The organism is Bradyrhizobium ingae (assembly GCF_055791185.1).
Window position 1 is genome coordinate 1 of sequence record NZ_JBVUBB010000029.1, and the last position, 22532, is coordinate 22532.

Sequence of the window (22532 nt, forward strand, 5' to 3'; positions counted from 1 at the left end):
CAACTTCGGCCTGCTCCTGCGATGGCTCGCAGAGCTCTTGCGTGCCATCATCCGAGCCTTCCTCGAGACCATCCCGGCGCCAAATATCGCATGAGCCCGGCGCTGCGCCGGTTCTTCACGAACGACTGCCGAGACCAAGCCCCTGATGACGGCCAGGAATTGGGCCGATCACGGCTCCCCGCACTTGTTGCACTGGCGCCGGCAGCTCAGACCTTGAAAGGCAGGAACTTTGCAGCGTGGCTCGGACTCACACCGCTGCTGCGCACCACGGGCGGAAAGCAGAAAGCTCAGCGAGACGTCTTACATGGATGAGCGGACCCTGCGCAGGCTGCTGACCATCGCAGCGAGCTGGGCAGTGCGTCGAGCAATGGGCAAAGGCTCGCCAAATGTGCGGCTCATGCGCATGCTGAAGCGCAGACAGCCGATTTCTCGTGATCGTTGCCCTCGCCAACAAGATGGCCACGCAAGGGCATCGATGGCCGGAGGCGGAATTTATTGAGTTCTAAAGCGCAACGAGGGGATGAATCATCATCGCGCTTTAGGTTATTGTTTGAGCATGATCTCCGCGCAAACGCTTCCGCGTTTGTCGCGAGGGAAAACCGCTTCACAGTCTTCCGGATCATGCTCCAGCTACCGCGGATAGTTCAGCCGCCACGCCTTGAAGTGTGAGAAGTTCAAACAGAGCATGGCGGTCTTGCGGCGCCACGTCCTAGACCACGCTGGCGTCAGAGCCATGACGCCGGATCTGCGTTCGATCGGGCGTATCGACGGTTAGGCTACCGCCGGCCGCGCGCGAGACGCAGGTGCAGAGCTTGCTGTTCATCGCCCGCTCTTCACTGTTGAAGAAGACGTCACGATGATCGACTTGGGCAGACGGCTCCGAGATCGGCAGGACGCAGAGGCCGCATTCTCCGCGCCGGCACCCGAAGATCATCTCGACGCCAGCATCTTCAAGCGCCTCCAGCATGGAGCGATTGGCGGGGACGTCGATTTCCAGACCCAACCTGGGAATCCTGATCTTGAACGGCGCATCCGCAATGTTGCCGGCATTGCCAAACGTCTCATAGCGGAGGTGCGGCGCGGGCCTGCCCGCTTCGCGCCACAAGCGCTTTGCCGCCTCCAACATCCCGAATGGGCCACACACATAGAGCTCGCCGCGCGGATCCAGTTTGGCGATCTCGCCGGCGATATCGATGCGCTGTCCCTCTTCACTGACAAAGATCTGGAGCCGTTCGCCGATGTAGCGGGCAAGTTCTTCCGCGAACGCCAGGTCGAGACGGCTGCGCGCTGCATAAAGCAGGCGAAACTTCGCACCCGCTTGCTTCAGCGCGAGCGCCATCGTGTAGATCGGCGTAATGCCGATGCCGCCGGCCAGCAGCAAATAGTCGGGCCGGCCATAGCTCAACTCAAAGCTGTTCCTCGGCTCGGAGATCGTGAGCTGTTCGCCCGTCTTGAGGTGCCACATGCCAACCGACCCGCCCCGGCTGGAAGCGACCCGCTTGACGGCGATGCGATAGAGCCCGTCTCCGCAAGGTCCTACCAGCGAATAGCTACGCAGCTGCGGCCGCCCGTCGATCGGCACGACGACGTCGATGTGACTGCCAGGTGTTATCCTGATCGACGGCCGATCCGGCTCGATCTCGAAAAGACGGACGTCGGGCGTGAGATCGCGGGTGGCGCGAAGACGTGCACTCATCCGTTCCATCGGCTTGGCCATGACTTTTCGCTTATTCAGCTGCAACGTCTTCGATCACGCCGTCCTGTTCGCCGGCCATCATCTGGTCGATCAGCCGCCGTGCCCAGAGCGCGCCCGCATCGATGTTGAGATCGTAGAAAGGCGAACGCGGGTTCTTGTCGATGGCGGCCTGCTGCGCCTCCAAGATCCTGTGATCCTGATCGTAGACGCCTGCCCCGCCATTGACGTGGGCGAGCTGGAGCGCTCTCGTCAGTTCCACATCATCCTTCCGATAATTTCGGACGAAGTTCCAGAAATAGTGGCAGGTCGTCTCCGTTTCGGGCGTGATCGCCGCCAAGAACGCGCCGCTGACACCGTGCGAGCGATCGCCTTGCGGCGCGCCCGTATTTGTCAGGGCGACGCCGACGTCGCCGACCACGACCGACGGTGCCTGAAACGTCACGATCTGCCAGCGATCGACGCGGCCCGGTCGTCCGAGCTGACGCCCCCAGAACGGGGGCGGCTCGATGTCGATCATCCAGCGCGTCATCGTCGCCGTGTTGTCCGTGTGGGTCACATCGAAGGGCGCAGCCGTGATCGCCTCGTCGCCGATGCTGCCGGCGTGCACATAGGTCTCGTGCGTAAGGTCCATGAGGTTGTCGACCACCAGGCGATAGTCGCATTTCAACTGATAGAACGTGCCACCCTCGCCAACCCATTGTGTGCCACCGTTCCAGTGAAAATCCGGAATTTTGTCGGGGTCCGCAAGCGCTGGATCGCCGGGCCAGAGCCAGACCAGGCGATGTCGCTCAGCGACCGGATAGGCACGTACGCAGGCTGACGGATTGATCGTCTTCTGTGCAGGCATGTAGGAACAGCGGCCGGCTGAATTGAAGACCAGCCCGTGATAGCCGCACATGACGTCATCGCCCTTGAGATGTCCGAGCGACAACGGCAGCAGCCGGTGCCAGCAGGCATCCTCCAACGCTGTGATGGCGCCATCCGTGCGGCGGTAGAGCACGACGTTCTTGCCGCAGATGGTGCGGGCGGAAAGCTCGCGGGCGATCTCGTGACACCATGCAGCCGCGTACCAGGCATTGAGCGGAAAGGGTTTGGGTGCGTTCATCGGGCAGCTATCTCCATGGTTCGGTCGATGGTCGCGGGCTTGCCGTCTTAACTCCCACTTTCGAGCAGATTGCGTTGGCAATGGTTGCCGGACAATCGGACAGAGTTGATATCCCTTATCTACTCTTTCGATATCGCATCGTTTTTTCGCCGGGAGAGTCTTGAGGAGATGGCAAAGGATTGGGATCCATTCGCGATTGATTTTGCCGCGATCCGTACCTTGCGCCTGGTGTCGGAACTGGGTTCGTTTTCGAAGGCCGCCGAAGCACTTGGCACCAATCAATCGACGATCAGCTACACCATGGATCGGCTACGCGCGGCGTTCCGCGACAGGCTGTTCGTGCGCCAGCGTGGCGGCATCGCACCAACGCCCCGCTGCGTCGAGATCGTCGAATGTGCCAGCCGCCTGCTCGAAGGTTTTGAGGGCTTGATGCAGCCGACGGATTTCGATCCCGCAAGCGCGTCCGGGCGGGTGACAATCGCCTGCAACTATTACGAACGCTCGATCATTCTGCCGCGCACCATCGCCGAGATCAGGCGCCGGGCGCCGCGCCTGGTGCTGGAGATCAAGACGGCGCGCGCCAAAGGTATCGCGTATCTCAAACGCGGCGAAGCCGATCTTCTCCTCGGCCCCTACGACGTGCATGAGGATAGCCTCTATCATCGCCATCTGCTGGATGACCACTATATGTGTGTTATGCACCGCAGCCATCTTCTCGCCGGCAGAAGGCTGCGTGTCGACGACTATGTCAGGGCGAGCCACGCCGTCGTCACTTATGGCGGCACCTGGCGATCAGGCTATCTCAGAGGATTGGATGAACGCGGCCTCTCGCTCAACCAGGTGGTCACGGTTCCGAGCATTTCCGATCTCACCCACATTCTCCCCAGCACGGATCTGATTTCGACGGTGCCAAGTCGCATCGCTTCGAACATCGCCAAATCCGTCGTGGCCACGTCGTGTCCTTTCCCCGAGCCGTTTCAGATCGGGATGACCTGGACGTCCCGGACGCACCATTCCGCCGCCCACCGGTGGCTGAGGCAACTCATGGCTCGAATTGCCGGCGCTCTGCCATACAAGGCCGCTCTTGCCGCGCCGTCCGAGCGCAACCGCGGCAGCGCCAATGCGAGAACTTGAATTGCCTGCCCGCCGGCACGTCGGTCTCTCCGCTGCTTTCGAATTTTTGTTCCCCCCTCCTCTATTCTTACGAAGCCGCCGACGTGCCGACGGCCCTTGCGCGGCGAACAGTTCCCGGCAGCGCGATCGGCCTCGTGAGTTCCAATCGGACGAGTTCTGGTCGTTACGCCGCGCGGATCGAAACGGGAAAACCCGACATTCCCGGTGCCATGCTGTGCGCTTCAAAAAGCGTTGCTTCCGTGCTGATCGAAGGGGCGCACCACACATACTCCTCGGTCTTGCTCCTCGGTCTTGCCCCTCGGTCTTGCCCGGCCACCACGAGACGCACGTTGGGCTTTCGCCGTCTTCGTCATCGAACAGGTTCAAACAATCGAGAGAGCAGGTTATACGAATCTACCAAGTATGATGTTTTTGGGAGATTTGACGTGAGGCTTTCCTGCGCTTACGCAGGAGATGTTTTCGACAGTGGGCCCGCATATGCGTTTGGCAGACGATGAATTGCGCCGTGGCCGCGGACACAACGAGCAAGGCGGGCGCAAAATGAACTCCTCTTTCCGTCGGCTGCTCGCAGATTTACGTGGAGTATCATCGCGATCCCTACAATTGCGCGATGCACGTCGTCGGCATCCTGCTCTTGTTCCTGGCTGCCAGTCTTCCGCTCAGTCTTTGGGTCATCACACTATTCGAGATCCAGATCAGCGTGGCGACCATCACGCTCACGCCTGTACTGATCTTTTGGCTCGTGCTCGATTTCGAGCTTGGCGCCGCGATCCTTGCCGCTGTGATCGCATTGCGTGCAGCCGCCGCCGTGATCCTCAACCATGTGACGACCGTCGGGATGTGGTCGCTTACTGCCGCCATAATTGTGCTCGGTGTTGCATTGCTGATCATTGGGCACTTGGTGTTCGAGCGCCGGCGGCCGGCAACGGTCGACAATCCTACCCATCTGCTGGTCGGACCCATGTTTGTCATGGCGAAGTTGGTTGTCGCGCTCGGCTTTCGCCGCGATCTCGGCATCATCGTCGGGAAGCGTCGCCCGACCTCTTCCCGGTGAACCATGCTTTCTTGCCACCGTCGCTTCGCAAGGGCCCGTTTGCAAGGGCCCGTTTGAACGGCTACGGCTTTGTGGCTGCAGGTCGGTGAAGGTACGGATATAGACCTCTAGCCGCCCGACCGCGAAGTGTGAACATCTCGTTGGATTTGCTTTGTGGTGGGTTCAGCCAGCCCGGGCTCGATGATTGATCCATGACGCAGACGTCGGCGGAGATTCGGTATGATGCCGTGGCTGTTGAGCGAGCTACGCTCCGAAATTAGGTATCTGGTGCTTTCCAGACAGATCGTGGCGCGCAGCATTGAACCTTGAAATCATCTTCGTCGGGGTGCGGCAGCATCCTTATCGCGCCAGTGGGTTGATGGCACAAAGCGTCCCGCCGAGATGGCGGGACGTGGCTCTATTCAGACGAAAGTAAAGTCTGACGCGGTCAGGTGCAGGTGAGCCAGATCGGCCACACCTTGAAAACTGCCCAGATGGGCGAATTCGTCCACGTGGTTCGCGGACGTGACAAAGGCCAAATTCGCGGTTTGGGTCTGGTAGTCGTGGTAGACGATGATGTCGCCGGCGTTCTCGCCGGAGATCGCACTCGCCGCCTGAGTACCGGAGGCGAAAGACCGATCAGTGATTACCACCACGTGTTCGCCATGGGCACCGGAGGCCGCGCCGCTGTAAAACGTGTCAACCGGATAGCCCGGCTGCTCACTGGCGTGGTTGACGAAGTTCGCTCTGGATCCGTCGTTATAGAGACCCACGGCATCGAAGGCGAGAGTGTCCTGCGCCGGATCGAAATCCCAGATGCTGGTATTGTCCGGTTCCGGCCCGTACTTCGGGTCGAGCCCGGGGATCGGATCGTGGAACTGGAAGACAAAGGTGTCGTGGCCGGAGCCACCGCTCAGAAAATCCATGCCGTCACCGGCAAAGAGCACATCATCGCCGGGGCCGCCGTAGAGCTTGTCATTGTCTACACCGATGATGCGCGGTTGGTCGCGGTTATTGCCGCCGTAATCGCCGCCGTAGAGATAGTCGTTGCCCTCTTCGCCGAAGACCTGGTCATTACCGGCACCACCGAAGACGCGGTCATTGCCCTCGCCGGCCGAGATGGAGTCGTTGCCAGCCCCCCCGTCGATCCAGTCATTGCCGCGGGGATCCATCATCAGATCGTCGTCGCTGCCGCCGAAGAGGCTATTGTCACCCGAGCTCCCCCAGATAAACCTTCCCATCGCAAATGCTCCTTAGGATTTCACCCCCACGTCGCTGCCCGATGCCTTCGTATTCCTCGTTAGGACGACTAAAGAAATCGATTGTGTTGATGGATATCATTCACATTACGAATGCATTCATATGCGCTTCACGGACTTAGACTTGCACGTGTTCTCCGTCATCTAGGGTCCGTCACCATTCATCAATGAGAGTCGAATGCTCGTGATTGACAACTGCTGCAACCACAGGCGTGCGCGAGGGCGAAACCTGCCCCCATCATGCTGACGGTGACGTTCTCGGTAGGCAAGTTGCCACATTCCTTGATGCATCAATCGAATTCTCGCGCGATAAGGCTCGCAGAATTTGCGAGCGGAGAACTGATGTCGTCTCCTTGGGTCTCCAAGAACCGGAAACCAAGTTTAGAGAGCGGAGCGGGCGACCTGATGCCTTACGCCATGGCCGTACATCTCAGTCGCCGTTAGATTGTTCCGGTTCTTGAGAGACGAAACGTGCCTTTGGCCTCGTTGATCGTCTTCGGCCGCGCTTTCGTGGTCCGCTTGCCCCGTTCGCCTTCGGGCGCAAGACGTCGTACCGGCGAGCCGATGCTCGCCGATGGCAACCTTATTCTTGGCCATAAGCCCTCCTCGCACGCGACTTGGGTGCGCTCTACCCAAAAGAGCGCCCCGCCCGATCAGATCGGGCGGGGCGTAGGTGTTGCGAGGCTTACTCGCCGGTCTTGCGCGGCCGCGACCAGAGCAGCGTACAGCCTTCGCCGTCTTCATCGTCGAAGAGGTTGGCGTAGATCGGCGCGTTGAACGAGGGGTCATCGAGCTTGAGCGAGAGGTAGTCGCGGCCTTCCTCGGAGCGCTTGGACCAGGCCGCGCCGATTTCTGCCCGGCCAACATAGACGCGGTGGCTGGGAGCGTTCTCGTTCGAGCGGTTGGCCTCGGCGACGATGCGGACGCCCCTGGCCTGCAGGCTCAGCGTGACGATCTCGCCCTGGAAATCGGAGCCGACCTTCTTGAAAGAACCGATGGTAGCCATGTCACTTCTCCTTGGTTTGTTTCGAGCCCCGCGACCACCGCGGCCTCGATGGCGATCTGACGGCCGAAGACGATCGGCGACGCACCCGCGTCTTCCCGCGGGCCGGAGCGTTAAGCGGAGGATGCCGGCGGGGAGACTTTCTTGCCTCGCGAGGAATGGGCGTTAGCCCAGGGGAAGAAAGTCTCCCCGGCGGCATTGCGTCTCAGACGATCGAGGCGCAGCCGGTCTTCGGCCAGATCAAGCCAACGAGGCGAGGTGCGTCCGAGCGCTGAACACAGACTTAAGCGGGAAAAGACGTGGCAGACCTCGCTTTGCAACACAAGAAGGCGGCAGGTTTCGGCGCAGAGAAAGAAAGAGCGTGCGGGAAAAGGCGACATTGCCGCCAGGTAAAAAGCCGCAACCAAGCCCCTCCCACTGGCCCGTGTCAGGGCCGAATGAGGCCGGCAGAGTCCGATTGGGCGCGACGAAGTCCGCCCTTTCCCGAAGAGCTCCTGCAATGAGGTCTTGGCACCCACAGAGCAAAAGCAACCCAGATGTAGCGGCCAGGGACGATTTCCTCAGGTGTCGCGGACGAGAGAGCCGGTTGATGCAGCATTGGTCAACCTGCCCGGTGCGGCATCTGGCCCGCTCAAGACAGTGATCTGCGTCCAGGCCTTCCTGGCGATGAAGATTGCGCCGACGCATGCGAAGGCCTCACGCCAGAACGGCGAGGATACGCCGATCTGCGATAAGGCGAGCATGACATGGTATCCAGAAATTCCTGCCGGAATGGCAAATATTCCGCCAATCATGCCGCGCAAGATGATCGGCCGCGCCATAGAATGGGCGAATTGACCAATGGCGAGCATCGAGGCGGCACTGATGATGGCAACAATGAGCGCGCCAGTCATCCCGGCGCCGCGCTCCAATGCCATTGCAGCGGCGCTGACCGCAACAAAGAATGGGAGGGCATAGACTGCGAGAGCAAAGATCAGCCAGAACAAGAGGCCGAGCCCAACGAGATTGAGGGCAAGTCCAAGGGCAAGCACGGTGGTGGTTCCCGCTCAAGAGAGTACGGACTGCGCCTTCCACCACCACCACGGCGCGACTTATTGGATAGAACCAAAACGTGATCAAATCGCGGCGCAAACTCCGCATCATATGGAGATGCAGGTTTTTTAGCGATTGAGGTCTCGAGGACAATTCGACCGCTGCGTCCGATTCTGGTTGGAATCGACCAAAGCGGGCTTGCGAGCGGTCCTTGGCAAACTTCCAAATCGGATCGCGTTCTAGCCCGATAGCTTTTGCGGAGTTAGAAACCCCTTTTCCACTCCGCAAGTGCCGCTACTGGTACAATGCGTCCGGCACCACATCAGCGTTTTGGCGAGCTTGAGCGCTGGACAGAAATGAAGCGTCTCGTCCGAACGGATCTTCGACCCATCGATGACTGACATGAGAGCGACGAAAGCTCTGCATTCACCCGCTTGGCTGGTGCGTCAAACACGACAAGGTGATGAAAAGGGCCGATCGACGATGGTGAGGCGCTGCTCGCCACTTGTGATCCTGCGCGCCGAACACGAAAAAGCATCCGATCGAAATCGCGCTGTGATCGTGCCCGCCCTTGCGGCCGAGGGATGCCGGTTTCGCGACAGCTCCCTTAGGCTCCCTCGCAACGGTATCAAAGGCACTAGGATTGGCATCGCTGCACAGATCAAAGACAGGATGGGCTAGTCAGACCGCGAGCTGGATCCGACATCCTGCTTCCTTCCGTCACTCAGATTGTGTGATGGGCGAGGCGTGAGGGAACCTCGTGCGTCAACTCAGTGTGGGTGCCCCTCGCCTCGGCTGACGAACTCCAACACCGTCTCGGCCTTGTTGATCTCACGTGAGATACGCTCCAGTACCCGGATCGTAGATGCCTGCGTCGGGATCAGACCCGCTCTTTCATACGCAAGCTCCAAATGATGCATCACCTGTTCGTGGGTGGGAGCGGCCCGGCTCTGCAGCGCGCTGATTGTCAATGATGCGAGCATGTGCTCGACAACGCTTTTTTCGGCCTGAATCAATACTGCGCGCCTCTCTGATCGTTCTCGACTTTTTGAGATCGATTATCGGCAAAAGTGTGTGCATTTTCGAACCATCGGCGCGCCGATTGGCGCGTACGTTGTGGATTGGCAACGCGCATGATGCGGCGGATTTCGCCGAAGGCCCCGACATCCGCGGGCGAAGACGTGCAGGCAGGGGAAAGCAACTGGCAAAGATCAGGCCAAGGCATCTGTCCAAGGCATCTGTCCAAGGCATCTGTCCAAGGTATCTGTCCAAGGTATCTGTCTAAGGCATCCGTCTTGGCTCGAAGCGAGCCGCGCGAGGATTCAGTCAAGACAGCGAAAGAACGATCAGAAATCTTGACACGAATCCGAATCTTGGTCGGTTCTGTGCGCGTCGCACCGTTCTGCGTACCGGGCTAGCTTGTCGTATTCTTCGGCGACTTTCAGGAGCCTGTCTCTGGGTTTGCCGGGGCTGAGCAAATCCGCTTTGAGGCGCGTTGCGAGCGCACGACTGCGCCAGAGGTGTGGATCGTAGATTGGTCTGTATGGCATGTCGGCGACGATGCATTTCGCAGATCAAGAAAGTACGACGGCCGACCTCCGTATCATTACGTAGGCTGCGATTGGTAAGACCAGAGCTCACTCATCTTGAAGGCTGGCCGCAACGCACGAGCCAGCGCTCTTGGGATGAGTTGGCGCTCGTCATCCGCAACGTCGGTGCTGGCGGGCGCGAGGTCGTGATGATGCGGGAGGTGATTTGCCGTGAGCACAAACCGGAACCGGCGCGCCGGTAACAAACGTCGGCGATGCCGCTTCGATCGCAATTGGCGCGCCTGGCGGAATCCGAAGCAACCGCCTTCGCGGTACCGGCCAACAGCTTTGCCGAATACGCGCCAGAGCCGGATCCGACGATCGGGTTGGCCTGGCTTGCTACTGGCAAGCTCGCCGCCGCTGTTCGCCTTCGCCGGATGGTGGCACTACCTATTCGTTTCCCCATTCGGCGCCGTAGAGCCTACGCATCTCGGCATGGGCACGGCGAATCATTGCGCACTTGATCAGACGGTCCACGATTACGCAGGCTGCCAGCGCAAATAGGTCGGCCATAAAATCGTTCGTCCAACTCCAGTAGACATTCGAAACCATCAGGGGGAAAAACGCGGCCAGCATCGCACCTTTGGGGATTCATTGCATTTTTTAGAAATCGCCCAGCCTGAGCGCGCACCAAAAGCTGCCCATCCGACCAAAATAATAACAAGACGTCGCAGAACTTCTTCGCTCGCCTCCATCGGCAGGTGCAGGAACTCAACGTAAAAGCCGGAGCGCGCGAGGAAAACATGCGCCGAGTTCGACATCATGTCCGAGGAAACATCGGGCGGTGGCCGGCCAAAGATTCACATTTGTCATGGCGGCGCCTTCTGGGTATGTGTTGCTTGGTGTGTGTTTCTTGGCCTGTGTTACCTTCCTGCAATGAGCGTTGAGATGGAAAACTGTGTGATTGTGCGTGCTTACGGAAGAGTACTGGATCAGTTGCGCGAGGAGGCATCCCGCGTTTCGAAAGGACACAAGGCGGACTGGTGGATCGAGCGTGGTGACAAAGGGGTACGCTTTTGCTTCGAGGACGCCGAAGCGAAAAAGGCGTTTGCGTCGATCTGCGAAAATCTCGCTATTTCGTACACGGAGGCTTAGACAGGCGATCCAAATCAAAGGCCGGCTGGAAAACAATTGATAGATACCGCCGGGATGACTTGGCGCCCGCTATGCGCGCGCTTTTCGGCACGGCAACGACCGGAGCAGCACTCTTTCTGGATCACTGTCCGCATGAATAGTGGAACTCCAAGGAAGCGAACAAGGAACGAAGAGGACCGGCCCACAGGCTCGGTGTCTCGATGCACCATCGAACCCTGCGCCGTCGATCCTTTCGACGTGCCGCACGATGGCTTTCAGCGTCAACCAGGACGGCGCTCACGCGCCGTCCTTGCCAAACTTCCAGACCGGGATACCGAGCTTCTTCGCCTTGTCGGCGAGGTTGTCCTGGATGCCTGTGCCCGGAAAGTGCATGACTCCGATCGGCATGATGTCGAGCATCGCGTCGTTACGCTTGAATGGTGCGGCCTTTGCATGTTTCGTCCAGTCCGGCTTGAAGGCGATCTGCGGCACCTTGCGATGGCTGGCCCATTTGGCAGCGATCAATTCGGCGCCTTTCGGTGAGCCGCCGTGCAGGAGAACCATATCGGGATGTTTTGCGTGGACCTTGTCGAGGCGATCCCAGACGAGCGAAACGTCGTTGAATTCGAGCCCACCGGTGAGTGCGACCTTTGGCCCAGGTGGGAACAACACCTCGGTTTCGGCCCTGCGCCTGGCAGCGAGAAAATCGCGGCTGTCGATCATCGCGGCGGTGAGGGTACGATGGCTGACGATTGACCCGGAGCGCGGCCGCCAAGGCGAACCGGTGTGGACCTCGAAGCGTTCGGCAGCCTGGTCGCGAAAGAGCTCCATGGCGTTGCGGCGTTCGATGAGCGTAATGCCCTGGGCGATGAGTCGTTCGAGCTCGACGGATCGCACCTCCGAGCCGTTCTGCTCGCGTTGGCTCTTCTGCTGCGCCTGCTCGTTGGCGTCGAGCTCGTGTTCAATGCGGCCTGAAGCGCGATGGAAGAGATTGACGGTCGACCAGAGCAAGTCCTCGAGGTCAGGTTCCAGGCGCGTGTCATTCAACGTCGAGACGAGCGCATCGAAGATATCGGCGACGGCGCCGGTGATCGCCATGCTTTCGGGAAGCAGCCGTGGATCGGGCTCGTCATGCAAGGGACGATATCCGAAGAGTTGAAGTTCGGCGAGAACGTGATCGGTCGGGGACGAAGCAAAGAGCGGCTCGAATTGAGGGTCGTCGTTGTCGGTCGTCATGGGTGAGGTCCTTTGCCGGATCGGCCGCGCCCATCGCGGCCTTCGTGGCGATCACATGACGGCGAGCGGAACGGAACAGCACCCGTAGCAAAGCGCAGGGCCGAAGCAGAGCGGAGGATGGCAGAGGCACAGCTATTTTGATTCGCGATGCAAAGGCGCGGAACGCGCCGGCGGAAAATAGCTGTGCCGCTGCCATTGCCGGCCCGTACCGCTTGCCGTTCGATCGCCTTCTAGAAGGCAAGGGGGGCGGCTCTATCGGCGGCGACCCCACAGGGAGCGATCATGACGAGCATCGCAGGACCATCCGCATTGAACCGACATCGAAACGCGACCGGACGCATGAATTGCGCGGCGGCTTTCATTTCGGAGCTGATCAACGAGATCAGCTCTCGTAGCAGGCGCTTTAGCGCGATACCGGCATCAACATGTGGAGCAAGAAGCGTGAAGATGGCGAAAGGACACGATGGGGGGCACTGGCTCCAACACTCGTCAGCTTCCAGAAAGCTATGCCTGCTAGCTGACAAGGAGAATCTGCGAGCCTGTATCAAAACGGAGATACGGAATGGATCGAATTTCTGACACACTCAATGCAGCAGCGTCGGTTCCCGACAGTACATTATACGCCACTGAGCAACATGAACGGATGGATCAGGCGGTCTTCGACCAGCAGCTGAGCGCGCCACCACCGGGACAAGAGCCACAAGCCGATACAGGTCCTGCCGGTCCTGGTGTCTCGGTGCAGTCCGAGGTCAACCGCAATGCGACAGCCCAGCAATCAGACATGAAGCTTGTCGTCATTTCGAACCGCGTTTCGCCCTTCGACCCCACTAAACCCCAGACCGGGGGGCTTGCCGCGGCCCTCGAGCCCGTCGTGGAACGTTCCGGCGCGATCTGGATAGGCTCGTCGGACGAGCAAAAAGATGAGATTGACCGGTCCCTGTCACTCGAGAAGATTGGCGAAGGTCACGTGGCCAGGCTCGAGCTGCCGAAAGGGCCCCATCGTGGCTATTACCGAGGTTTTTCGAATTCGATGCTGTGGCCGGTGCTCCACTCCCTCGCCGACCGCATCTCGGGCGAGGAAGGTGACTATGAAAGCTATCGCGCAATCAACGACCATATAGCGCAGGTGGCGTTCAACTTGCGGGATCGGGACGCATTCTGGGTGCATGATTATCATTTGATTCCGCTCGCGGCTGATCTGCATAAAATCGGCGTCGACCGGCCGACCGGCTTCTTCCTCCATACGCCATGGCCGACGCCTGACATGATCGAACGAGTGCCCAATCATCGTAAACTGATGAAATCGATGCTGGAGTACGATCTGATCGGCTTTCAGACAAAACGGGACGTGAGCAATTTCCTTGCCTGTCTGAAGTCACATCTCGGGCTGGAGAGCAAGGATGGCGTAGTGCTCACGGAGCGTGGCCAGTCGCGATGTCACAATTTTCCAATCAGTATCGATCCGAAGCAGTTCACAGAACATCTTCCTGCAGAGCTTCCTGCCGAGGAGGAAGCAAAAATCTCGTCTTTGCTGGAGCAGCTCAGGGGCCCCAAGCTTGCGATCGGCGTCGACCGGCTCGAGTATACCAAGGGTATCGACAAGCGGGTCGAAGCCTTCAACCACGTGTTGGCGGCCAATCCGGGCAGCATCTCGCTCCTGCAGATCGCGCCCCCCTCACGCGCCGACATCGAAGCGTATCAGGAGTATGGGAAAGATGTCGAGAAAGCGATCAACCAAGTCAATGCTGAGCATAGCACGGACAATTTCAAACCGGTCCACTACAAGAACGAACCCTTCAGCCAGGCTGCACTCGCCCGTCTTTACCGCGCCGCGGACGTTGGTGTTGTGACGCCATTGGCCGACGGCATGAATCTGGTGGCAAAAGAATATGTTGCCGCACAAGATCCGGACGATCCCGGCGTTCTTGTTTTGTCGAAGTTTGCCGGTGCGGCTGAAGGTTTCAATGAGGATGAAGCACTGCTCATAGATCCGAACCGCCCGGAAGACATCGCAGCCGCGATATCCAAGGCGGCAGAGATGCCGCGCGATGAGCGTATCAAGCGCTGGCGGTCGATGATGGACAAACTTGAAGCCTATACAATCCACGATTGGGCAGCGGACTACCTTGCGAAGCTGGACGACAGCCGGGTCACCCTGCCGGCCGATCACTTCCCATATCTCGGTCTAGGCTGGACCAACGAGATTCAAATGCCCAAGCACCCGGACTATTTAACGGAGGCGGCCGCCTACGTGGGGGTGCATCCGGCCGATGTCGAGTTGAAGGAGGCTGCCTATGCCGATATGAAGACGGCCTTTGACGAGTTAGCGGGCTCGCTGACGCACACACAGGATCGACTTTGGGTGCTGCCGAACAATCATGTAGACCAAATGGGAGGCGCGACCGAAGGATCGATCGAGCAATAGGATCGTCCTTGGTCAAAACTGAAAGATGCCCTCAGCACCACAGCTGCATTTTTACCTGAGTCGGCTTTGCCATCGATGCGTGGAATTGCGCTAACCTCCGCCTCGAAAACGAAAGGAGTTGCAAGCGCGAGCAAGAGAGTCACAAAAGCGCGATGTGTCATTCTGTGGCCGATGACGAGACTGTCGCCTGGGGCCAGGCGTGCGCCAGGGGCGCATCGCCTCATCGAAAATGGCACCCGCAAGAGCGTGAGCATAGCGACGCCGAAGGCGGCACGCGGGACCGAGTGCCGCGAGGAGACCGGTTAAAAGGGCACCCGGGACAGGGGCAGTGATAGCGACGCCGGCATCCTTCGTCATACCGGCGGGCCCCTTTCCCGAGTGTCCCCGGCGAGGAGCTCAGGATGTCTTACGCGAGGGATTGCTACCCGAAGGGGCCGAGACCCGAGTGCTACCCGAAGACGCCAAGACCCAAGGATCGGTGCAAGGCTCGGCGAGCGCAGCGAGTAAAGCCCGGGCCGCCATCGGCGGACGCGCCCACAAAGCCAGTCCGCAGCCCCGCTTCCCGCGATCATGCCGTTGGGAGGATCGGCAGGCTCGCGCCGATTGAGAGCATCCGCAGGGCCGTGCTTACCTTGCGCCCCCGCAATGGCGGTCAGCGCGATCGGCATGCCTAAAGCGCAGTGAGATTGGGAGGCGTGGTCTTCGCACTTCGGACTCTTATGATTTCCGCACGAACGCGCCGCGCGCGTCGCCAGGGAACGCCGCTTCACACTGGTCCAAATCAGCTCTGGCTAAAGCGCGATGAGATTAGGATGAACTGTCATCGCGCTTTAGGTTATTGTTTGCGCATGATCTTGTTCGGAAAACCGCTTCGCACTTTTCCGGATCATGCTCTAGGAGAGCGCGGCTTGCCGGTGCTGATCGTTGGCGGCGGCGGCCTATTCGGGTGTTCGATCTCACAGGATGGCCGAGTCCGACGTTCTCGTTTCCAGGTTTCGGTCGCGTGATCAAGGTCGCTTCTGCGATTCGTTCGATGATGTCTTGAAACGGTGGGATTTCTCCGAAGATCATGCCGGACATCTTGTCGTAATCTTCCTTCAGGGGGCCGAACATGCCATCCGATGGCGCGATGCCGAACGTCCCGGGAGTCGCCAGATCGAGGTCGAGAGGCTTTCGATCGAAATAAAGACGAGGGTGATCAGCGCAGCTCTTCGCGAACTCGAGGTCGGCCATCGCACTCATGCCATGTTCTGAAGCGAGGAGCAGATAGACGTCGTAAGAGTGACGCGAGAGCCGCTGCCCGTCCTTGTAGAGTTCGTCTCTGTTTTGAAGCCAGTGCCGCTGTCCGTGAAGAATGATGATCTTGTCCCAAAATGTCCGTTGCGACTTGATCGTGAGCACGTTTTGGATTGCAAGATTTAGCCCCTCCGCTTCCGTTGCGAGGCAAGCAGCGTGCCGAACCGAGGCTGCGGTTCATGCAAGCATGCCATGCGAAGAGCGGGACCTGCCGACGCAACATTAAATTGCATATCCTTCATCTTAGCGTTATGCGGGTACGAAAGATGGATTTGAAATGGTGACAAACGCAGTTAATGGACAAGACTCACGGCGTAAGATGTTCTTCTTAACCGAGCTCGGTCCGCTGATCGTCTTCTATGGTGTGAACGCGAAATTTCAGCTGTTCGCGGCTACCGCCGCATTCATGGGGGTGACTGTCCTGGCAGAGATCGTCTCCCTCGTGGTGAAGGGTTACATGCCGATCACAGCGCTGATCACCTGCGTCAGCGTGCTGGTATTCGGTACGCTGACGCTGGTGTTGCATGACGAGACGTTCATCAAGCTCGATGCAACAGTCGTCAGCGCACTGCTTTCGACGGTTCTCGGCGGTGGACTTCTGTTTGGCCGCTCCTTCATTGTGGTGCTATTGGATCACATTTTCAATCTGACACCGAAGGGCTGGCGTATCCTCACCCTCCTCTGGGCGATGTTTTTCGCAGGCATGGCGATCTTGAACGAGGTCATCTGGCGAACCCAGAGTACGGATGCCTGGGTGACCTTCAGGGTGTTCGGCGTAACGATCTTGAGTCTGCTCTTCGCGACCGGTCTGATGCCGCTGACCAAACGCTACCATGCTGCGCCTGTGTCGCGTTCCGCTCAATCATCTCCTGTCCAAGTTCACCAGCAATTGCCCGAATCGAAAGATGTCGAGGGTGTGCCAGGCGAACACGATTCGATTGGACCGACCGGCGAACATTGAATCAAGCGGCATAGCTTTCGGCATGATCCAAAGACTGATTGGATCAGAATCGAAACAAAGCGATGCACAAAGCCGCAAGCATCCGGCGTCACCGTCCCGGCGAAGTTCCTGCCTTGCGTGTCCGTTCGGCGTTGCCCGTTATGAACCTCGATTCGCAGATATAGATGCGTCAATGCTGCAATTCGCTGCAGCATTGCTGATTCGGCAGCGGCGAGCTGATATCTTGCGCCTCGTGAAACGGCGCCGATAGAGTGAGCGTCCGCTGGAAGTCGTGTACTGGAACTTGGGGGGAGCGGGTCACCTCTAGCAATCGGCGCAATATTGTGGAGGAGGTCGCCAACGATGGCCGTGCAACAACGGAAGTCACGCCGCTCTTTCGCATGATGAGCTTCTGCTTATTGATGAACGACAAGCGGGCGACCGTCACTGCCGCATCGCATGTCCGGCGCGCCCGTGCTGCGGAGTGGACTCGATCAAGTCGAGCAATTGTCGTTCAGACGTGCAGCTTCTTCTTTTCGCCCGCACCGTCTGAGCTGGCGCGGGCCGAACAGCACGAGGCCGGCCGCGTCCCCCAAAGCGCACCAAGCTCGCTGACCGTGAGCGCGAGCTGCCGGCGCGCCGCCATCGGCACCTGTCAACTCGAAGCTCTGATTGACCGTTGCCGGCTTTTCTTCAGCGGACTGCTGGCTTCGAAATCTTCGAGAGTTCCATCCGTGCAATTTGGGATCGCTATGGGGTTTGTCAGCTTATCGACAGCAAAACCGGTCAGAGCAGGAGAACGTCTCGATCTGGACTGACAGGCCCGGCCTGATCTGCTCAGATCTGGCAGAGGGGAATGATGGATCCCTTTAACAATCTGAAGCGATTGAAAACTGAGATTTGGTGCGGACGCGCTATCTCTGGCAGCACTGCTCGGTGGGTAAAATGGAGAAACGTGTTGGGCGGTGTTTGACGAGAGCCGATCTTTTATTCGCCTGCTTCATCAGGCGTGGTGATCATCACCAGCGGTGACGGCCGCGAGCTTCGAACAGCGCCACCCCGGCGCATTCCCTTATGATTTGGCTACCGAAGAGACGGCCTCGATGAATACAGAACAGGTGCAGCTTGGCGCTGGCGCCGCCTCGGAATCTTCCGAGATCGAAACGTCCGATTCCGAAACCTCCGAACCTGGGTCTCCTGCCGCGGCGCGATGGGCCGAAGCCTTGACGAATACGCGGGTATCTGCCGCCGACCCCGGCTCGTCCCAGGATCAGATCTTGGCGGGTTGGGCTGCCGAAGAGAGGCAGGCAGAAGGCGAGAACCGGCAAGAGGCGGTTAGTCGAACGAGTGATTGGCGGGAGCAGGGCGATGTCCATGAGAGTCTGGATCTATCTTCCTTGTCCCTGACCGCCTTGCCCGCCCCCCTTCCGACCGATCTCCGGCGGCTCTACGCCATCAGCAACAGGCTGACCAGCCTGCCTGCAGGCCTGCCACCCCGGCTCCGGCGCCTGATGGTCGACAATAACCAGCTAACGCATCTGCCCGCCCTTCCGCCAACGCTTCGCGAGTTGGATGCCAGCGGCAACCGGCTGACCAGTCTGCCCGACTTGCCAGCCAGGCTCCAGCGCCTGAACGTCGACTACAATCACCTTACCAATCTGCCCGAGCCCCTCCCCGCAGGGCTCGAATGGCTGAGCGCAGGCCACAACGAGCTGACCGGCCTGCCCGAGACGTTCCCCGCCGAGCTCCTCTGGCTCGGCGCCCGCAACAATCAGCTGACCAGCGTTCCCGGCACCCTGCTGACGGACCTAGGCCGTGAGTCCAGCGTTGATCTGGAAAATAATCCGCTGCCTGAGCCGGTGGTAACCCACCTGTCGGCAGCCATGCACGCCGGGGACTATGCTGGCCCGCAGATCTTTCTCTCGATGGACGAAGGCGCGGAGCAAGTTGAGCCGCGGCCCCTGCACGAGGTTGTCGCGGACTGGCTGGAGGACGAGCCGGCGGCAGTAGCCGCCTGGCAACGCTTCGCCCTGGAGCCGGGTGCCCAGGACTATGCACGTTTCCTCGACAGGCTCCGGGGCACTGTGAACTATAGCAATGACGCGTTCCGGCAGGCGGTGATCGAGGATCTGCGGCAGGGGATGGCAAGGCCGCCATTGCGCGAGCAGCTCTTCGAGCTGGCTTCCGAAGCGAGCACGAGCTGTGAGGATCGCATCACCTTGACCTGGAACCGCATGCAGACCGCACGCGTGAACGCTGACGTCGAAGAAGGCGCCTATGACGGTCGGCTCGACGAATTGCTCCAGCATGGCCGTGTCATGTTCCGCTTGGAAGCGCTGGACAGGATCGCGCGCCAGAGGGTCGATTCGCTCCGCCTTGCCGACCCGGACGCCGAGGTCGACGAGATCGAGGTCTATCTTGCCTACCAGACGCAGCTGCGCGAGCCGCTGGAGCTCCGGCACATCGCCCCGGACATGCGCTTCTTGAATGTCTCTCACGTCAACGAGGAAGACATTGCCAGCGCCGAGACCTCTGTGCGGAGCCAGGAGACGACGGGCTTTGCGGACTATCTGGCAACGAGCTGGCAACCGTGGGAGACGGTTATGAGGCGCATCGCCCCCGAAGACCATGCCGAGATGCAGGCGCGGCTCGCCGAGGCGTCGGGCGAGGAGTTTCAAACCCGCCTGAACCAGGGGCTCGCCGAGCGTGGTCTGATAGGCGATCTCGATGCCGAGCGGGGGCTCGGAGCCGAGATCATTAAAGAAATCGCCCGCGAGATCAAAAGTGAGGTCATGCACCAGGTGCTCAGCGATCGCGGCATCGAACTGTGAAGCGTTCTTTGATTGCAAACGGGTGACGATGTCCGCTTCCACGTGACTCCGTCGCAATCGTGATCTTTGGGAGGACGGGGCGGCGCCGGATGAGTCGTCGGTGAAGAATGCGGATTGACCTGAGAAATAAGCAGGGTTGGTCTTGATATAGTATTCGATCTTGCAGGAAAGCGGGGTGTTGGACCTCGCTTTCTTGCGTTTTAGGATTTTTCTTGTGGGCGATTCGTGATTCCCTGACGGCGTCGTCGACATTGGGGAATGCGATGAGCAAGCCGCGGGATGATCGCCAGAAAGATCTGCTGCTTCCGGCGCTCGATCAGATCATCGACATGGGTCATCCGCTGGTGCGGTTGGCATCGCTGATCGACTAGAACATCCTGAATGAGCGCTTCAGTTCGGTTTGCAAAGCAGGGTTTCGCAGCTCGGTTTCCATGACTGGTCGCGCCGCTTAAGCGCGATCAACCTTCCAAAATAGCCTACCCAGGGGCCGTCGTCGGATGCGTACCATTCGATGCAGCAATCATCGGGAGGTTTGCCAATAATCACGGTACGCCCGCACGGACCCGCACGCGATCAAAGCGCGAGCTCAGTTTTTCGTTCGCTCCTTGCGCCACGTGATGGTGCGCCAAGCTTTGGCCGGCATGCCCAATCGCGAGCGCTTTGACCGTGACCGGCTAGTCTGACGGTTGTGACGCATCAGTTTCGGTGGATGGCTGCGGCCCAACCATGGCTTCAGCGCCAAGGGACCGGTGCCGTAAGCCCGGGTCTCGGCGAGAGCCGCTCCAAGCCCAGCTCTATCACTAGATGCTGACGTCAACCGCCAGTCGGTTTCGCAGTGCCAGCCGATCGACGATGAGGTTGTCAAGGTGCAGCTCGGCCGGTCGCCATCTTTCCGATAATCGGCTAACCAGCGTCCGCGTGCCATCCACCACGAAGACGCCGCAATCATAGTCGTTCCGCTGCTGGGTCATGCGGACGGGCTCAAGACGCGCACGCAGCCGTAGTGCGAGTCTTGCTGCAAGCTCATCGTTTTGTCCCCGGTGAGAGTCGTAGTGATGGGCAACTGGACTTGCCCGCTCGCGACGGTCAACGAGCAGCAGCGACCAGTGGGTGCCGCGGCGAACCGGATCCGAAGCACTGGCGTCGCTCACGGGCATGAACAGGAAGTCGGCTGTATCGTTACCACCGACATTTACAATGCGCTGGAAGGCGGCGAGCATCACGTTCGCAGACCCCAGGCGCAGTTGATAGTGGGCGATGAGGGGATCGACGAGCCGCGTCCGGGCGGCAAGGTCCGGATCGTTCTGCTGCAAGTCCTGCATCAGCAGTTCGTAATCCCGTAGGATATGCTGGTCGCCCAGCCATTCCCTAGCGCCGAGCACCCGCCCGCTGCGATCGGGGGACGGCGCTTCCAACGCATCGGAGGTTGTGCTCGGAAACGCCGACACAGAATGAGCATCATCTCGCAGTTCCTGCCAGATGGACGGCGACCAAGCGGGCGTCCCGTCGGGAAATAGACTCCAATCAAAGCTGGGCGGTATCTGTGGCGACCAACTTGCCTCGGAGCGCGCAGATTGATCCGATTGCGACGATAGCCCCGACCAGGGAGGGGCGCCCAACCCGGCAGGTGGCCGCCCTCCGGCTTGGTCTACCTCGCACCAAAGCTGGTCCTGGTCATAACTGACCGTTTGCGACCCGGCAGGTTGATCCGACTGCGACGATAGCCCCGACCAGGGAGGGGCGCCCAACCCGGCAGGTGACCGCACTCCGGCTTGGTCCACCTCGCACCAAAGCTGTTCCTGGTCGCAACTGGCCGTTTGCGACCCGGCAGTTTGATCCGATTGCAACGACGGTCCCGACCAAGAACCGTCCCACCCGGCCGTGGCCCGCGATCCGGCTTGCTCCACATCCCGCCAAAGCTGCTCCTGATCGTAATCGGCAAATTGCGCTCCCGCGGGGACCTGCCCTTGTTCCGCCGGGGATGCCCCGAGCGCCGCGTGAGGGTCCTCCCATTGTCCCCGGAACTCCAGGATATCGTCGGCTGATGACCGTGGAGCGGTTAGAAGCCGAGAATCGATCGAGTCCCTGTTCTCTGTTGGGCGCCCGCTGGAACGGGCCACATCATCGGTAACATGCCCGCCTTCCCCGGAGGGGCGACGACCTCGGGGCCCGAGATCAGGTAAAATTTGGGGCTCACGATACTCACGAAGGGCTACCAACCCCGTCTTCATCGTCCAGCTATTCGGGAATGACTTATTGACGTGAGCAACTAGAGAGTTGTGATCGATTGCAGTTATCGTTTGCTGAGGCCCGAGAGAGTCCGCGAGCTTGCGCAAGCTCCTAACATACACTTCGACGGTGCTCGGTTTCCATCCCCGGCGCAGAGTAGCGGCCAGGATCGCGCTGTCGATGAGACGCGCGTCTTCCTCAGAGACTTCAATAACTGGGCGCTGGTTAACTGGAGCACCGGGGTCGCGATACTTCCGAAGCGCGTGCAACGCGGTACTCATTTCCGCGTCACGCGGGAAATACTTTTTAACGTGGGCGACCAGGAAGTCGACATCGGCTCCAGCGATCGTATGCCCCCGCTCCTTGAGATGCATTCCCAAGCGCGAAAGAGCCATAGCGTAACCCTCGCTTGTTCTTGGTTTCAGATTCCGGCAATCAGCCTCAGCCTGGACCGCCTCGTCGATGAGCCTCGCATCTTCCACGGAGATTTCGTTACGTGGACGTTTCTTATTTCGAGCACCGGGATCGTGATACGCTCGAAGGGCGTTTAGCGCGTGAACCATTTGCGGGTCACGCGGGAAAGCCCTTTCGGCGTGAGCGACCAAAAAATCGTGATCGACTCCAAGAAGCGCTTGGCCCTGTTCCCCGAG

16 protein-coding genes and 1 pseudogene are annotated in these 22532 nt (G+C 59.6%); 8 read left to right on the plus strand and 9 right to left on the minus strand.

What is annotated here, in order from left to right; translation table 11 throughout:
- Nucleotides 1–152: 152 nt before the first annotated feature.
- Nucleotides 153–506 (plus strand): annotated as a pseudogene (locus ACV1FX_RS30515) (transposase); the annotation flags it as partial.
- A 203-nt stretch (nucleotides 507–709) separates the two neighbouring features.
- On the opposite strand, the gene ACV1FX_RS30520 reads toward ACV1FX_RS30515, so the two are convergent.
- Both ACV1FX_RS30520 and ACV1FX_RS30525 read right to left on the minus strand, forming a co-directional pair.
- Entirely contained in the window at nucleotides 710–1696 is a 987-nt protein-coding gene (locus ACV1FX_RS30520) for a PDR/VanB family oxidoreductase (RefSeq protein WP_473121258.1), read from the minus strand.
- Nucleotides 1697–1727: 31 nt separating this feature from the next.
- Entirely contained in the window at nucleotides 1728–2801 is a 1074-nt protein-coding gene (locus ACV1FX_RS30525; RefSeq protein ID WP_473121259.1) for an aromatic ring-hydroxylating dioxygenase subunit alpha, read from the minus strand.
- Between the two features lie 168 nt (nucleotides 2802–2969).
- On the opposite strand from ACV1FX_RS30525, the gene ACV1FX_RS30530 reads away from it, so the two are divergent.
- Both ACV1FX_RS30530 and ACV1FX_RS30535 read left to right on the plus strand, forming a co-directional pair.
- Nucleotides 2970–3935 carry a LysR family transcriptional regulator gene (locus ACV1FX_RS30530; protein WP_473121260.1) on the plus strand — a complete coding sequence of 322 codons (966 nt, stop codon included), beginning with the start codon at nucleotides 2970–2972 and terminating at the stop codon, nucleotides 3933–3935.
- 577 nt (nucleotides 3936–4512) lie between these two features.
- Nucleotides 4513–4989 carry an Mpo1-like protein gene (locus ACV1FX_RS30535; protein ID WP_473121261.1) on the plus strand — a complete coding sequence of 159 codons (477 nt, stop codon included), beginning with the start codon at nucleotides 4513–4515 and terminating at the stop codon, nucleotides 4987–4989.
- 401 nt (nucleotides 4990–5390) lie between these two features.
- Here ACV1FX_RS30535 and ACV1FX_RS30540 read toward each other — a convergent pair whose 3' ends face one another.
- From ACV1FX_RS30540 to ACV1FX_RS30555, 4 genes are all read right to left on the minus strand, one after another.
- Nucleotides 5391–6209 carry a calcium-binding protein gene (locus ACV1FX_RS30540; RefSeq protein ID WP_473121262.1) on the minus strand — a complete coding sequence of 273 codons (819 nt, stop codon included), beginning with the start codon at nucleotides 6207–6209 and terminating at the stop codon, nucleotides 5391–5393.
- 703 nt (nucleotides 6210–6912) lie between these two features.
- On the minus strand, nucleotides 6913–7233 hold the full coding sequence (locus tag ACV1FX_RS30545) for a DUF736 domain-containing protein (RefSeq protein WP_254103129.1): 321 nt from the start codon (nucleotides 7231–7233) through the stop codon (nucleotides 6913–6915).
- 557 nt (nucleotides 7234–7790) lie between these two features.
- Complete coding sequence (locus ACV1FX_RS30550) at nucleotides 7791–8216, minus strand: hypothetical protein (RefSeq protein WP_473121263.1); 426 nt, start codon at nucleotides 8214–8216, stop codon at nucleotides 7791–7793.
- Nucleotides 8217–9032: 816 nt separating this feature from the next.
- Nucleotides 9033–9278, minus strand: a complete 246-nt coding sequence (locus ACV1FX_RS30555; RefSeq protein ID WP_473121264.1) for a hypothetical protein — start codon at nucleotides 9276–9278, stop codon at nucleotides 9033–9035.
- Nucleotides 9279–10613: 1335 nt separating this feature from the next.
- Here ACV1FX_RS30555 and ACV1FX_RS30560 point away from each other — a divergent pair.
- Nucleotides 10614–10946: a hypothetical protein gene (locus ACV1FX_RS30560; protein ID WP_473121265.1), complete on the plus strand. Its 333-nt coding sequence runs from the start codon at nucleotides 10614–10616 to the stop codon at nucleotides 10944–10946.
- Nucleotides 10947–11222: 276 nt separating this feature from the next.
- On the opposite strand, the gene ACV1FX_RS30565 is transcribed toward ACV1FX_RS30560, so the two are convergent.
- On the minus strand, nucleotides 11223–12161 hold the full coding sequence (locus ACV1FX_RS30565; RefSeq protein WP_473121266.1) for a DUF2493 domain-containing protein: 939 nt from the start codon (nucleotides 12159–12161) through the stop codon (nucleotides 11223–11225).
- Nucleotides 12162–12723: 562 nt separating this feature from the next.
- Between ACV1FX_RS30565 and ACV1FX_RS30570 the strand changes: the two genes are divergently transcribed.
- Entirely contained in the window at nucleotides 12724–14586 is a 1863-nt protein-coding gene (locus ACV1FX_RS30570) for an alpha,alpha-trehalose-phosphate synthase (UDP-forming) (protein ID WP_473121267.1), read from the plus strand.
- A gap of 807 nt (nucleotides 14587–15393) precedes the next feature.
- Here ACV1FX_RS30570 and ACV1FX_RS30575 read toward each other — a convergent pair.
- Complete coding sequence (locus ACV1FX_RS30575; protein WP_473121268.1) at nucleotides 15394–15987, minus strand: nucleotidyl transferase AbiEii/AbiGii toxin family protein; 594 nt, start codon at nucleotides 15985–15987, stop codon at nucleotides 15394–15396.
- A gap of 214 nt (nucleotides 15988–16201) precedes the next feature.
- Between ACV1FX_RS30575 and ACV1FX_RS30580 the strand changes: the two genes are divergently transcribed.
- The 3 genes from ACV1FX_RS30580 to ACV1FX_RS30590 all read left to right on the plus strand — a co-directional run bounded on the left by ACV1FX_RS30580 (nucleotide 16202) and on the right by ACV1FX_RS30590 (nucleotide 19653).
- Entirely contained in the window at nucleotides 16202–16843 is a 642-nt protein-coding gene (locus ACV1FX_RS30580) for an inner membrane-spanning protein YciB (RefSeq protein WP_473121269.1), read from the plus strand.
- Nucleotides 16844–17166: 323 nt separating this feature from the next.
- On the plus strand, nucleotides 17167–17640 hold the full coding sequence (locus ACV1FX_RS30585; RefSeq protein ID WP_473121270.1) for a hypothetical protein: 474 nt from the start codon (nucleotides 17167–17169) through the stop codon (nucleotides 17638–17640).
- 285 nt (nucleotides 17641–17925) lie between these two features.
- Nucleotides 17926–19653: an NEL-type E3 ubiquitin ligase domain-containing protein gene (locus tag ACV1FX_RS30590; RefSeq protein ID WP_473121271.1), complete on the plus strand. Its 1728-nt coding sequence runs from the start codon at nucleotides 17926–17928 to the stop codon at nucleotides 19651–19653.
- 800 nt (nucleotides 19654–20453) lie between these two features.
- On the opposite strand, the gene ACV1FX_RS30595 is transcribed toward ACV1FX_RS30590, so the two are convergent.
- On the minus strand, nucleotides 20454–21101 hold the full coding sequence (locus ACV1FX_RS30595) for a Ulp1 family isopeptidase (protein WP_473121272.1): 648 nt from the start codon (nucleotides 21099–21101) through the stop codon (nucleotides 20454–20456).
- Nucleotides 21102–22532: the final 1431 nt, after the last annotated feature.